15 protein-coding genes are annotated in these 13,024 nt (G+C 63.5%); 6 read left to right on the forward strand and 9 right to left on the reverse strand.

Annotation, left to right across the window (positions count from 1 at the left end; translation table 11 throughout):
• Positions 1-60: 60 nt before the first annotated feature.
• From I6F12_RS07545 to I6F12_RS07555, 3 genes are read right to left on the reverse strand one after another with little or no spacing between them, the layout of a single operon-like run.
• Positions 61-708, reverse strand: coding sequence for a hypothetical protein (locus I6F12_RS07545; RefSeq protein ID WP_225155887.1), 648 nt, complete (start codon positions 706-708; stop codon positions 61-63).
• A 47-nt stretch (positions 709-755) separates the two neighbouring features.
• Positions 756-1,577, reverse strand: coding sequence for an alpha/beta hydrolase (locus tag I6F12_RS07550; protein WP_225155888.1), 822 nt, complete (start codon positions 1,575-1,577; stop codon positions 756-758).
• Complete coding sequence (locus I6F12_RS07555; protein ID WP_225155889.1) at positions 1,574-2,344, reverse strand: SDR family oxidoreductase; 771 nt, start codon at positions 2,342-2,344, stop codon at positions 1,574-1,576. Before I6F12_RS07555 ends, I6F12_RS07550 begins: the two co-directional genes overlap by 4 nt.
• Before the next feature lie 195 nt (positions 2,345-2,539).
• Here I6F12_RS07555 and I6F12_RS07560 point away from each other — a divergent pair, with 195 nt between their 5' ends.
• The 3 genes from I6F12_RS07560 (at position 2,540) to I6F12_RS07570 (ending at position 5,865) form a co-directional block, all read left to right on the forward strand.
• Complete coding sequence (locus I6F12_RS07560) at positions 2,540-4,105, forward strand: winged helix-turn-helix domain-containing tetratricopeptide repeat protein (protein WP_225155890.1); 1,566 nt, start codon at positions 2,540-2,542, stop codon at positions 4,103-4,105.
• Positions 4,106-4,291: 186 nt separating this feature from the next.
• A complete protein-coding gene (locus I6F12_RS07565; RefSeq protein ID WP_225155891.1) occupies positions 4,292-5,314 on the forward strand; it encodes an NADP-dependent oxidoreductase in 1,023 nt (340 codons plus the stop codon).
• Between the two features lie 257 nt (positions 5,315-5,571).
• Positions 5,572-5,865 (forward strand): hypothetical protein, encoded by a 294-nt coding sequence (locus I6F12_RS07570; RefSeq protein WP_057028917.1) that lies wholly within the window; start codon positions 5,572-5,574, stop codon positions 5,863-5,865.
• Between the two features lie 173 nt (positions 5,866-6,038).
• On the opposite strand, the gene I6F12_RS07575 is transcribed toward I6F12_RS07570, so the two are convergent.
• Positions 6,039-6,635, reverse strand: a complete 597-nt coding sequence (locus I6F12_RS07575) for a phasin family protein (protein WP_036001015.1) — start codon at positions 6,633-6,635, stop codon at positions 6,039-6,041.
• A gap of 230 nt (positions 6,636-6,865) precedes the next feature.
• On the opposite strand from I6F12_RS07575, the gene I6F12_RS07580 reads away from it, so the two are divergent.
• A complete protein-coding gene (locus I6F12_RS07580) occupies positions 6,866-7,807 on the forward strand; it encodes an alpha/beta hydrolase (RefSeq protein WP_225155892.1) in 942 nt (313 codons plus the stop codon).
• An 18-nt stretch (positions 7,808-7,825) separates the two neighbouring features.
• Here I6F12_RS07580 and I6F12_RS07585 read toward each other — a convergent pair whose 3' ends face one another.
• The 3 genes from I6F12_RS07585 to I6F12_RS07595 all read right to left on the reverse strand — a co-directional run bounded on the left by I6F12_RS07585 (position 7,826) and on the right by I6F12_RS07595 (position 10,085).
• Complete coding sequence (locus tag I6F12_RS07585) at positions 7,826-8,356, reverse strand: DUF992 domain-containing protein (protein WP_225155893.1); 531 nt, start codon at positions 8,354-8,356, stop codon at positions 7,826-7,828.
• A gap of 202 nt (positions 8,357-8,558) precedes the next feature.
• Positions 8,559-9,401 carry a metallophosphoesterase gene (locus tag I6F12_RS07590; protein WP_225155894.1) on the reverse strand — a complete coding sequence of 281 codons (843 nt, stop codon included), beginning with the start codon at positions 9,399-9,401 and terminating at the stop codon, positions 8,559-8,561.
• Between the two features lie 69 nt (positions 9,402-9,470).
• Positions 9,471-10,085, reverse strand: coding sequence for an acriflavin resistance protein (locus I6F12_RS07595; protein WP_225155895.1), 615 nt, complete (start codon positions 10,083-10,085; stop codon positions 9,471-9,473).
• A 154-nt stretch (positions 10,086-10,239) separates the two neighbouring features.
• Between I6F12_RS07595 and I6F12_RS07600 the strand changes: the two genes are divergently transcribed.
• On the forward strand, positions 10,240-10,662 hold the full coding sequence (locus I6F12_RS07600; RefSeq protein ID WP_036000992.1) for an MAPEG family protein: 423 nt from the start codon (positions 10,240-10,242) through the stop codon (positions 10,660-10,662).
• Positions 10,663-10,690: 28 nt separating this feature from the next.
• On the forward strand, positions 10,691-11,992 hold the full coding sequence (locus tag I6F12_RS07605) for an RsmB/NOP family class I SAM-dependent RNA methyltransferase (protein ID WP_225155896.1): 1,302 nt from the start codon (positions 10,691-10,693) through the stop codon (positions 11,990-11,992).
• A 205-nt stretch (positions 11,993-12,197) separates the two neighbouring features.
• On the opposite strand, the gene I6F12_RS07610 is transcribed toward I6F12_RS07605, so the two are convergent.
• Both I6F12_RS07610 and I6F12_RS07615 read right to left on the reverse strand, forming a co-directional pair.
• Positions 12,198-12,407, reverse strand: a complete 210-nt coding sequence (locus tag I6F12_RS07610; protein ID WP_008141931.1) for a cold-shock protein — start codon at positions 12,405-12,407, stop codon at positions 12,198-12,200.
• Positions 12,408-12,670: 263 nt separating this feature from the next.
• Positions 12,671-13,003 carry a DHCW motif cupin fold protein gene (locus I6F12_RS07615; RefSeq protein WP_036000985.1) on the reverse strand — a complete coding sequence of 111 codons (333 nt, stop codon included), beginning with the start codon at positions 13,001-13,003 and terminating at the stop codon, positions 12,671-12,673.
• Between the last annotated feature and the right edge of the window lie 21 nt (positions 13,004-13,024).

The following is a 13,024-nucleotide window of genomic DNA, read 5'->3' on the forward strand; positions in this document are numbered from 1 at the left end:
GCGACCGGATTTCGGATAAGCTTGTCGTCGCGGTCGCTCAGGTGGGGTTGAGATGCAATCCTACTCGGGGAATGGCGCGGCATCCACCAGATCAACCACCGAAGGCGCGCTGTATCCTTCGACAAAGCGTTCGCCGAAATCCCGGATGAAATTGTCGTAGCTTGTTTCCGGCCTGGTGCTTGCGATATGGCAGAAGCAGCGGCGGAATTGCCGCTTGATCTGCATTCGCGGGAATTCGGCGACGATCCGCGACACTTCGGCGGCGGGGATGATGTCGTATTGCAGCCCGATGACGTCGAAGCAGATGCCGGCCGTGGCGAGTGCAACCTCGCTCTCTTTGTAGAGAGCGATCGACGGGGTCGAGTTCAGCGCGACGCTGTCCCAGATCAGCTGGGCGCGGCGCCGGTCGAAGCCGCGCTCGGCGGCAAAGTGCCGCGCCAGGTCCGCGCCTTCGACCTCGAAGCGGCGCGGTCCGGCGAAGCTTTCATTCAGCGTGATGTCGTGCAGCAGGGTGCCGACCGCGAGCACCTCCTCATCGTGCACCACGTTCTGCAATTGTCCGAGCCTTGCCGCGAACAGCCACGAGCGGACGACGTGGTTGAACAGATACGGCGCGCAGTGCTGCCGCGCATGTTCGATTGCGGCATCGACTATGGGAGCGTCGGGAACGACGACGCCCGCGAGGGTGCGGTGGGCAGGTTTGTCCATGCTGCTGTCTTTCTCGTTGAGGTCTGCAATTCAGGTGAACGAGATCGCTAGCTCCGGATGAATTTCAGCAGCTCGGCGTTGATCTGATCCTGATGGGTGGCGGTCAGGCCGTGCGGGGCCCCCGGGTAGTAGACGTCCTTGGCGCCCTTGATGAGCTTCGCCGATTTGCGCGCGGAGTCCTTGACCGGCACGATCTGGTCGTCCTCGCCGTGCAGGACCAGGGTCGGCACATCGAACTTCTTCAGGTCCTCGGTGAAATCAGTTTCCGAAAAGGCTTTGACGCTCTCATAGGCATTCTTGGCGCCTGCCTGCATGCTCCACAGCCAGAACTGGTCGAGCGTGCCCGGCGAGACTTTTGCACCAGGTCGGTTTGCGCCGTAGAAGGCAATCGCCAGATCCTTGTAGTATTGCGACCGGTCGCCGGCGACGCCTGCACGAATGGCGTCGAACACCTCGATCGGAAGTCCCTCCGGGTTGGCTTCGGTCTTCAGCATGATCGGCGGCACCGCCGCGATCAGTACCGCCTTGGCGACGCGACCGGTACCATGGCGGCCGATATAGCGTGCGACCTCGCCACCGCCGGTGGAATGGCCGATCAGCGTGGCGTCGCGTAAATCAAGCGCTTCGATCACCGCGGCGAGATCGTCCGCATAGCCGTTCATGTCGTTGTGCTCCGAGGCCTGGCTGGAGCGACCATGACCGCGCCGGTCGTGCGCGACGACGCGAAAGCCGTGCTGGGCAAGGAACAGCATCTGGCCGTCCCAGGCGTCTGCATTCAGCGGCCAGCCGTGCGAGAAGGTCACGACAGGGCCTTGGCCCCAGTCCTTGTAATAGATCTCGGTGCCGTCCTTGGTGGTGATCGTGCTCATGGTTTTGCATCCTTTGGGGTGAGGAGTGGGTTGTCGAGCCAGTCGGCGAGCCGGGTCCGCCCGAGCTGTGGCTCGTCGCCCGGCGTCAGCGACTGATCGTTCAGGGTCAGGCCGAAATAGTCCGCCCGGATATCGGGGATCACTCGGCGTGTGTCGCCCCTGGCGGCCAGAACCTGCTGTGCAAAGTCATCGAGGCCACGCCTTTCGGGACCAGCGATCTCGATTATGCGGTTGCGAGGCGGACCAAGCGCCAATTCGGTCAGTGTGGCCGCGACGTCGTCGGCAGCGACGGGCTGGAGATGCGCGGGCGACAGCCGGATCACGTCGCCCTCAGCGCCGCCTGCGATGATCGCGTCGATGAATTCGAAGAACTGGGTCGCGCGCAGGATGGTGTATGGAAGGCTTGATGCTTGGATGAGCTCCTCTTGCACAAGCTTTGCGCGAAAATAGCCGCTCGTCTGCAGTCGGTCGGTACCCACCACCGACAGCGCGAGATGATGCTTCACCTCGGCGGCGGTTTCGGCCGCCAGCAGGTTGCGGCCCGAGGTCCGGAAGAAATCCATCGCGGTCTTGTCGTCGAAGGCCGGCGAGTTCGCGACGTCGATTACGACTTGTGCACCGTCGACTGCTTCGGCGAGGCCCTCGCGGGTCAACGTGTTGACGCCGGAGGAGGGCGAGGCCGCGACCACCTCGTGGCCTTTGGCCTGAAGCCTGCGCACCACATTGCTTCCGATCAGGCCGCTGCCGCCGATCACCACGATCTTCATTGTGCCCTCGCGTCTCGTTCGCTCCAGAGGCGGCAAGGATGCGCCGGAATCCGGCCCGAGACCTTGGTAGGGACGTGCAGCGCCCTTGGTTTTCGCTTGAAATCTGCTTGCAGTTTCGTCCAAACAGGGCGCAGCAGCCTCGGCTGGGGTGCGCCGAGAGCGGGATGCCGCTCGATTTCAATCAGGGTCTTTGTGGTGCGGTTCACCTTCGAAGCCTATGTCCTCGATGAGGACCGGCGGGAGTTGCGGCGGGACTCCGGGGCTGTCAGCCTCACGCCGCAGGCTTTCGATCTGCTGCTGTATCTGGTGCGCAACCGCGACCACGTCGTTAGCAAGAATGATCTGTTCGACACGGTCTGGGGCGGGCGGATCGTCTCGGAATCGACGCTGGCCAGCCACATCAACGCTGTGCGCAAGGCGCTGGAAGACAGTGGAGAGGGGCAGCGGCTGATTCGAACCGTTCCGCGCAAGGGGTTCCGCTTTGTCGGCGAGGTGCACGTAGCGGCCGATCAGCGCATCGCGATCGTGCCGTCGGCGGAGAAGCCGGTTGCCGCGCTCGACCTGCCCGACCGGCCCTCGATCGCTGTGCTGCCGTTTCTGAACCTGAGCGGGGACGCCGCTCAGGACTACTTCGCCGACGGCGTCGTCGAAGACATCATCTTCGGTCTGTCGCGAATCCGTTGGCTGTTCGTGATCGCCCGCAATTCCAGCTTCACCTACAAGGGCCGCGCGGTCGATGTGAAGCAAATTGGCCGCGAACTGGGCGTACGCTACGTGCTGGAAGGCAGCGTGCGCCGCTCCGCTGGCCGCGTGCGCATCACCGGACAATTGATCGACGCCTCCACCGGCGCTCATCTGTGGGCTGAGCGGTTCGAGAGCGCGATGGACGACATCTTCGAGCTGCAGGACCAGATCACCGCCAGCGTCGTCGGCGCGATTGCGCCCCAGCTCGAGCTCGCCGAAATCGAACGCGCCAAGCGCAAGCCGACCGAAAGCCTCGATGCCTACGACTATTATCTCCGCGGCTTGGCGCAATTCCACACCGCGACCCGCGACGGAATCGATGGGGCATTAGCGCTGTTCTATGGGGCGATCGATCGCGATCCGGACTTTGCTGCGGCTTATGGCATGGCGGCGTGGTGCTTCTACTGGCGCAAGATGAATCGCTGGCTCGCAGACCGCGCCGCCGATGGCGCCGAGGCGGCGCGGTTGTGCCAGCGCGCGGTGACGCTGAACAAGAACGACGCAGTTGCATTGTGCCGTGGCGGCCACGCATGGCCCCATTTCGGCGGCGATCTGGACACCTGCGTCGCCCATGTAGACCGCGCGCTGGTGCTCAATCCGAATTCGTCGACGATCTGGTATCTCGGCGGGTATCAACGAATCTCGATGGGCGAACACGACAGCGCGATCGACTATTTCAGTCGCGCCATGCGGCTCAGCCCGCTCGACCCCGAGATATTTCAGATGCAGACCGGGATCGCGATGGGACATCTGTATTGCCGCCGCTTCGACGACGCGGTGGCGTCACTGCAGCGGGCATCGCGGCAGATGCCGAACGTCCTGCGGGTGGCCGCCTTCATGGCGGCGAGCCACGCGCTAGCCGGGCGGATGGACGAAGCCCGTGAAGCGATGGCCCACGTCCGCAGGCTGGATCCGACTTTACGGGTCAGCGTTTTGGAGGATTGGCTGCTCGTCCGCCGCCCGCAGGATTTCGCGCTCGCCTCGGAGGGCATGCGGATGGCCGGGCTACCCGAATGAAGGACGCCGTGTCGGCACAAGTGCTGGAAACGGCGACAACAGATCTGAACGGGCTTGATCGGCGATAGGCCTTGAATCGACGCCGACGCGCCCTCGGCTCCGAGGGGCCAACCGCTCACCGCTTTTGTGTTGACGCGCCTCGCTGCCTCCGCTTCCGTCCGTATCGAAAGACAAAAGGAGGAAGCCATGGCCCAAGCCAAACGCATCGTTCTCGCCGCGCGTCCCGTCGGCGAACCCAAGCCGTCTGATTTTCGCCTGGAGGAATTCGCCGTTCCGACGCCAGGGCAGGGCGAAGTCCTGCTGCGCACGATCTGGCTGTCGCTCGATCCCTATATGCGCGGGCGCATGAGCGAAGGGCCGTCCTACGCAGCTCCGGTGCCGGTCGGCGGCGTGATGGAAGGCGAGGCGGTCAGCGAGGTCGCGGCCTCAAACAATCCTGATTTCGCGGTCGGCGACATCGTGCGCATCCGCTCGGGCTGGCAGACCCATGCGACCTCGAACGGCAAGGGCCTGATCAAGGTCGATCCCAAGCTCGGGCCGATCTCGACCTCGATCGGTGTGCTCGGCATGCCCGGCATGACCGCCTATACGGGCCTGCTCGACATCGGCAAGCCGCAACAGGGCGAGACCGTCGTCGTTGCCGGTGCCTCCGGCGCGGTCGGCTCGGCGGTGGGGCAGATCGCCAAGATCAAGGGCGCCCGTGCGGTCGGCATCGCCGGCGGCAAGGACAAGTGCGACTACGTGGTGAAGGAGCTCGGCTTCGATGCCTGCATCGATCACCGCGATCCCGATCTCGCCGCCAAGCTGAAGGACGCCTGCCCTGATGGCATCGACGTCTATTTCGAGAATGTCGGCGGTGCCGTGTTCGAGGCGGTGTTTCCGCTGCTCAACCCGTTTGCGCGCGTGCCGGTGTGCGGCCTGATCGCCCATTACAACGACACCGAGGCCAAGCCGCCGAAATGGGCCGCCAGCCTGATGCGCGCCACGCTGACCAAGCGGCTGACCTTCCGCGGCTTCATCGTCTCCGACTTCGCCGCCCGCCACGGAGACTTCCTGCGCGACATGTCCGGCTGGGTTCGCGACGGCAAGGTCAAGTACAAGGAGTTCGTCACCGAGGGCCTGGAAAGCGCCCCCGGCGCCTTCATAGGCCTGCTGAAGGGGGCCAATTTCGGCAAGCAGCTGGTCCGGGTCGGGCCGGACAAGGCCTAGGCATGATCCGGAAAAGTGCGAAGCGGTTTTCCGGAAAGATCATGCCAAAACAACAACCTAAAGCGCGAGCGCATTCATCGCGCTTTAGGCGACAGGGAATGGGACTCACGTGGCCCCGCGGCCACACGCCGCGTGGGGATAGTTAAGAAAGAGTCACCAAATGGTCACACCTGCCCGCAAAAGCCGCGGGTGTGACCGCCTGTTCATTGACGGCCGGACGAAGGCATTGAATCATCGCGCATATTTTAGGTGCTGCGATGTTAGAGATTGGTATTTTCTGCGTCATCCTCCTGGCCGTCGGCTATTGGGCGACCATGTTCATCATGGGCCGTCGCGACGACGTCATCCATGGCAAGTTCGTTCACGCCGAGGACGAGGGCGAATTCGCCCCGGCCGCAATGCCTGCGCCTCCGCCATTCCCGAAGCGTCCCGTGAAAGCTGCGCAGCGCCCCGCTGCTCAGCCAGCCGGCACCGAGGCCAAGCCGGTGAACAGCGCTGCGCTGCAATCGCTGCTCGCGGCCATCCAGCAGGATCTTAAAAGCGTGGCTTGAGTCTTCCGCGAGGCCTCAACACAAGAGCGGCTGAGGGTCAGCCGCACATGTGCGCCATGGCTGTGACAGCCCGCTACAGCATGATTCGGAAAAGTGGGTAGCGGTTTTCCGAAAAGCTCATGCTCAAACAGTAATCAAAGCGCGATGACGATTCATCTTAATCGCATCGCGCTTTAGGCGGCGTGCCGCATGCGTTCGATACTCTGAGTAATATGGTTTCCTGCATCGTCAGCGACCTTCAAAGACATGTCCGCCATCCGGCGGCTGGTATCGAGGGCGCTTCTGATCGAATCGCGCATCAGATCGGTCTGCACAGCCGCCAAATCCTGCGGAGTTCGGCAGCGCCAGAGTTCATTCATACGGTCCATGGTCCTCTCGATCTGCTGTCGAACGAAATCGAAGTACTCGCGTGAGACGCCGTTCATTCCTTTGACGACCGCCGTTGTAGAGTACATGATTGCTTCAGCGTTGCGGACCGATCGTTCTGTTGCCTGCTCCGTTTCATTGCCCGTCACACCGAACGTGCGACCAAGCTGATCAGCAGACCGGCCCAACATCACAGTGGCCATGTCGACGCCGAAGCGCCAACTGTTTTGCAACATCTCGGCATTCTGTTGCAGCAGGTGACTGCTGGCTTGAGCCACCTCCTCGCTGGCCTCAGCGGTAGCTAAGCCGATCCGTCTGGTTTGCTCAGCGGTCCTTTCGGCGGCGCGGCGCATTGTGTCCTCAGGGCTTTGCGTAGACTTTTCCTCCTGGCGTGGATTAGCCATCTGTTGCTCCTTGGTTATTGTTGGTGACGTCGGATCCTCTCCGTCACAGGTGCGATCCTTAGCGGCCAACGTGGGCATTTCTCGACCGTTCCGGGGCACGTGATTTTTAATCAATCCTCCGCGATCGCGCGCAGGAACGAGCGCTTCAACTTCCAATTACTCCATGGATTGGTTCACTTGCTTGGCACCGCGGGTCTCATGTTCATACCCTCGATCATCAAGGGTCAGTAATGACCACCGCTGAAACCGTGTTGCTCATCGCTGCCTTGTTATTGGCGCTTCTCGTCGTCGGTAACATCGGCTTCTCAAAACTGGCCGAGTGGAGGAATCCACCAATCGGCAAGTTCCTCGAATGCGAAGGCGTAGTGCTCCACTATGTCGATCGAGGGGATCCGGCCGCTCCTTGCGTCGTGCTGCTCCATGGCAACGGATCCATGATCCAGGACTTCACGATCAGCGGTCTGGTCGATCTTCTTGCCCGCACCAATCGCGTGGTGTGCTTCGATCGCCCAGGCTTTGGCTATAGTCAGCGGCCGCGGCTCCGAATATGGACCGCGGCAGCTCAAGCCGCTCTGCTGGCGAAGGCGCTCAATCAACTTGGAATCCGCAATCCGGTTGTGCTCGGCCATTCTTGGGGCGCCTTGGTCGCTATCGCTCTCGCCGTGCGAAAGGATTATCCGACCCAGGGTCTTGTGCTTGCGTCAGGGTACTATTTCCCGACCGGCCGATTGGACGTGTGGCTGATGTCAGGTCCAGCCATACCGGTCCTGGGCGACCTGGTCAGTTACACTGTCGCGCCGATCGGTTCGTGGGCCGTCCTGCCAGGAGCTCTCCGCAAGATCTTTGCGCCCCGTTCTGTCCCGCAGACGTTCAGGAATGAATTTCCAGTGTCTTTGGTGCTCAGGCCCACACAGTTGAGGGCGGCTGCGGAGGAAAGTGCACTCCTCATTCCAACTGCAACACAATTCCAAGCTTATTATCCAGCCATCGGCGAGCGAGTGCAGATATTCCACGGAACAGAGGACCAAGTGATCGAATTCAGACAAGCGCAGGATTTACATCAAGCACTGCCTCGGTCCGATCTTCACCTTGTTCCAAATGCCGGGCATATGGTCACGTACGCAGACCCCGCCGCCATCGTGGAGGTCGTCAACTCAATGACGAACTCCTGAGATCGGCAGCGACGGCCGTCACTGGGCCTTGCCGCGTGCAGGCGCAGCAACCGGCCGCAATTCCATTCTTGATATGCCTGCTGCGACGTTCACACCTGTCTGCGCCTGGACGGACACCGGCTGCAAGGCAATCGTACGATCCGAGCCGCCCACCAGGAGGTTGGCACCAACTCCGGCGCCGACAGTGCCGCCGGCGGTCGCGCCCGCATAAGTTCCGGCCAAGGCTGCCCGGCGAACTGTCGTTGGCGCAAACACGGTCCAAACGAACTGACCGCCGGACGTGGCTCCTATGTCCAGACCAAGCGTGCTGACGGTGCCTTCGTAAGCCTCGCGTGCCCTGCCTCGTGCCGATGCATAGATGCAGCTCAGCTGCCGTTGTCCCGCAACAATCATGCCGACTCCGGGCGATATGTTGCACGTGAGTGTGCCGACTCTCGAGCGCCCAGCCTCCTGCGCCGTTGCCGGAACCATCGTGAGGACGAGTGCCAAGGCCGCGCAAGCCGTGGCCAAATTGATCAGCCTCGCTTCATTCAGCGTTGTCCTGGTCATGGGGCCTCCATCGACGTAGTCTGATCGTCCTTCAATGCGCGCGGAGCCAGCGATGTTCCTGTTGGTCGCAAGCCGAAGCTCCAGAACCACGAGACAGGCCTCGCTTACGGGGTCGGGATGTGGAGCACGCGTGTCCGGCTCTGCGCTAGGTGTTGAGTGACAGGCGGACATCAAGCGCGCTTACTGCACGCAGCCGATTTTATCAGTGCCCGTCGCCCATCTGGATGAGCAGCTCCTCGATATCGACATCGACCTGGCCGGCCGCCCTGATGTGGCGGACCTCGAGACTGTCGGCCTGGAAGCGGTATTCGACCAGGCCGACTTCCTTGATCGCGATCCGGTCCTGGCGCTGATCGTTGATGACGAAGCCCGCTGACGGCGCCCAGACGTGGCGGGTGTGGCGGAAGGTGAAGTCGCGGCGCTGGTGCACGTGCCCGCTGGCGATGAGACGCAGGTCGACCTTGCCGAACATCTCGATCAGCCGCGCCCGCGCCGGCTGCGGCACGTAGCGGATCGACGTCTCCGGCGTCTCGGGATCGTCGGGCAGGTTGAGGAACAGCGGCTTGTGCAGGAACAGCGCGACCGGCCTGCCGTTCACGCGCGAGATTTCCTGAGACAGCCAGTCGAGCTGCTCGGCCTCGAAGGCGAGGCCCGAATTCATCACCAGCGAATTGAGGCCGATGAAGCGCCAGCCCGCGGCGTCAAACGCCCAATGATCTTCGCCGATGATGTCGCAGAACTGCTGGCGGTGCGTCTCGCTGACCGGCGGCTTCGGCGCCGGCCCGATCGCGGTCGGATTGTCCCCGATATCGTGATTGCCGGGGAGATAGCGGCAGGTGACCGGCAGCGCGTCGTGCAGGCTCTTTGCGAATTCGACGTCGTCGCGGCTGGTCGGCCCGTCGAACGAGACATCGCCGGTGTTGACGACGAGATCGGGCCTACCGGCGTCGATGTGCTCGCTGATCGCCGCGAAGTTGGCGATCAGGCCGGGAAAGCGCCGGCCGAGATGGGTGTCGGAAATCTGCGTGAGACGAAATTCGGGCATGCGATCATCCTACCCGTCGCCGCGCGTCGGAACGATGACGGGCCGGGCATGGATCGCAACGAACAAAGTTTAAAGCACGCGATAGCGGATGCTGTAGCCGTCCTGCGGGGCGACGGCAGCGGCGAGCGGGGAAGCGATGCGGTCGGCGAGGTGCCAGGGGCCGAACTGGCCGGAGCGATGCGGCTCGGCCGGCAGGCGGAGGCGGAACTCGAAGACGCCCTTGCCTGAGAGGTTCACGACCAGAACGCGATCGGCCGTGCGGTGGTTGAGCACCACTGCGCCGCGCAGCACGGCCCGGCCGTCCGAGAGGTCGCGCACGCCGTCCACCAGCGCCAATGTCTGGTTGCGGTCGGTGTGCAGCTCGATCTGGCTGTCGCCCACCGCCGCCAGCATCTCCCGGGGCATGCGGATCTCGAACTCGACGGCAGGCTTGGAGGGGTTGAGACCGAGATAGGCGAGCGCCGCGTGACGCATGTCGTAGGCGGCAAAGGCGAACAGCGCGAGCGCGGCCAAGGTCGCCAGGCCATGCCGGGCGACGTCCCGCCAGGTCCGATAGCTCAGGCGGAAGTAGACCGTCATGGCCAACGCGACCGCGAGCGCTGCCGCGATCCCCGACAGTGCCGACATCAGGAGGCCGAGCTGGCCCGCGGCGGCTTCGCTGAACAAGCTGGACAAGGAATTCATGGCTGGCTCGCCTCGGGGCCCAAGGGGCCGAAATCGCTTCAACAATCTGGGGTTGGTCGGGGAAGCGGGAACGCCGGTTCAAGTCGTTCATTGTCAGCGCCAAAAGTCGCGGCTAATGACGTCGGCGGCATTTCGCCTTTACGGGAAAGTTCCGATGTCCGTTCAAATGGTCCTGCTGCCGGTCTTCGTGCAGGTCGCTCTCACCTTCGCGCTGCTGATCGGCATGGTCCTGGCGCGCCGCAAGACCCTGGTCTCCGGCGAGACCAAGATCCGCGACATTGCGCTCGGCGAGCCAAACTGGCCGAAGGGCGCCACACAAATCGCCAATTGCTACCGCAACCAGTTCGAGCTGCCGGTGCTGTTTTACGTACTGATCGCGCTGGCATTGCCCTTGCGCCGCGCCGATCTCTTCATCGTGCTGATGTCCTGGGTGTTCGTGGTGACGCGCTTTGCCCATGCCGGCGTGTTCGTTTCCTCCAACGATCTCGGCCGCCGCTCCACGGTCTGGCTCGCCGGCGTGCTGGTGCTGCTCGCGATGTGGATTTACTTCGCGCTGAAGCTTTTGCTGCTGATCTAGGCGCTGCGCACCACTTGAAAGAACCCAAATGACCCCCGCTGCCCGGCTGTCCGCAGCCATCGAACTGATCGACACCATCGAGAGGGACCGCGTGCCCGCGGCGAAGGCGCTGAAGGAGTGGGGCACCGCGCACCGCTTCGCCGGTTCCGGCGACCGCGCGGCCATCGCCGGCCTCGTCTGGGATGTGCTGCGCCGCTACGCCTCGAGCGCCTGGCTGATGGATTCCGATACCGCACGGGCCCGGCTGATCGGCATGCTCCGCCTCGAGCGCAACATGGACACGGCGACTATGGGTGCCTTGTTCGACGGCAGCCGCTTTGCGCCGGCGCCGCTGACCGAGGCCGAGCAGGCGGCGCTCGCCTCGCGCTCCCTCCAGGACGCACCTGCCGCCGTCGCCGGCGACTACCCGGAATGGCTCGACCCGCACCTTGCAAAAGTGTTCGGCGAGGATCGCGCCGCGGAGGCGGCCGCGATGGCGAGCCGGGCGCCGCTGGACCTGCGCGTCAACACGCTAAAGTCCAACCGCGACAAGGCGCTGAAGGCGCTTTCTCATCTTCATGCAAAACCGACGCCCTGGTCCGCAACCGGCCTGCGCATCGAGCTTTCGGCCGATGCGCGCAACCCCGGCATCCAGGCGGAGGAGGATTTCATCAAGGGCGCGATTGAAGTGCAGGATGAGGGATCGCAGCTTGCGGCCCAGTTTACCGCGGCAAAACCCGGCGAGCAGGTGATCGATCTCTGCGCCGGCGCCGGCGGCAAGTCGCTGGCGCTGGCCGCCCTGATGCAGGGCAAGGGTCGGCTGATCGCAACCGACCGTGACAAGCGCCAGCTCGCGCCGATCCATGAGCGGCTGTCGCGCGCCGGCGTCCACAACGCCGACATCCGCACGCCCAAGGGCGAGGCCGATTCGCTTGCCGACATCCGCAGCACCGCCGACCTCGTCGTGATCGACGCGCCCTGCACCGGAACCGGCACCTGGCGCCGCAACCCCGATGCCAAATGGCGCATGCGCCCCGGCGCGCTGGAGATCCGCCTGCGCGACCAGGCCGAGGTGCTGGAGCGCGCGGTTCCGCTGGTCAAGCCGGGCGGCCGCATCGCCTACATCACCTGCTCGGTGCTGGCGGAGGAGAACGGCGAGCAGGTGAGGGCGTTCGTCGGCCGACATGGCGAGTTCTCGGTCGTCCCGCCCGAGCAGACTGCAAGCGTGCTCTGGGACAAGGCGGAAGCCTTTGGCGAGGCTGCGCTGCAGTCAGCCGAGGGCTGGCTGATGACGCCGCGCCGGACCGGGACGGATGGGTTTTTCGTGTCGGTGCTGAAAAAGACCGGCTGATCGACGTTGTCATTCCGGGGCGCGCGTAGCGCGAGCCCGGAATCCATCGTGCGGCGGTCTCCGCGGGTCCATGGGTTCCGGGTTCGCCCTGCGGGCGCCCCGGAATGACATCAAAAACAAAAGCCCCGCAGACCGATCCCGGTCGCGGGGCTTTCGAGTTCCAACGTTCTGCCGGTACGTCCGCGGTCAGAACGGTGCGAGGGCGTTAGCCGACGCGGAGATTGTCAGCCGACGACTTGCCGCTGCGGCGGTCGGCGACGATGTCGAACGAGACCTTCTGACCCTCGTTGAGGGAGGAGAGGCCAGCGCGCTCGACGGCGCTGATGTGAACGAACACGTCCTTCTGGCCGTCATCCGGCTGGATGAAACCATAACCCTTTTGGGTGTTGAACCACTTCACGGTGCCCATAGCCATGGGAATTTCCTTGTTTAGTTAGAGAGGTACGCACGCAGACCGGTACGCAGCATTGCGCCCATAGTCCCTGATGAGTCGATGTTTGGAGAATTCATCTGAAGCGTGCGCGCCCGTCAGCAACGAAGCGAAGCGGCCCAGTCGTTCGGCCAAGTATCGATGATCACAATATAGCGAGAATTTGGGGCCACTTCAAGGCACCACCCGTGGCCCGAAACGTCCCGCCACTTTGCTATTTCGCGGTGCAAATTAACCGTCGGCGCGCTTCAGTCGACGATGAAGAGCGTCGCCCCCGTCGTCGTCGAGGACCGGTGCGCGGCGTCGCCGAAGTCCGATACCTGGTAGCTCATCCCCGCCGTGAGCTTGAATTTGCGCCCGTCGCGCAACTCAGAGTCGAGCTCGCCCTTCAGCACATAGAGCACGTGGCCGCGATCGCACCAGTGATCGGCGAGATAGCCCGGCGAGTACTCCACCATCCGCACGCGGAGTTCGCCGATGTTGAGCGTGCGCCATGTGGCCTCGCCGCTCTCGCCGGGATGCGTGGTCGGCTCAACCTTGCTCCAGTCGGTGACGGTGAAGGGGGAGGTGGGGAGTTTCATGGGGGCGATCCTGTCTCGGAG

The organism is Bradyrhizobium sp. IC4059, from assembly GCF_020193615.1.
GTDB lineage: Bacteria > Pseudomonadota > Alphaproteobacteria > Rhizobiales > Xanthobacteraceae > Bradyrhizobium > Bradyrhizobium yuanmingense.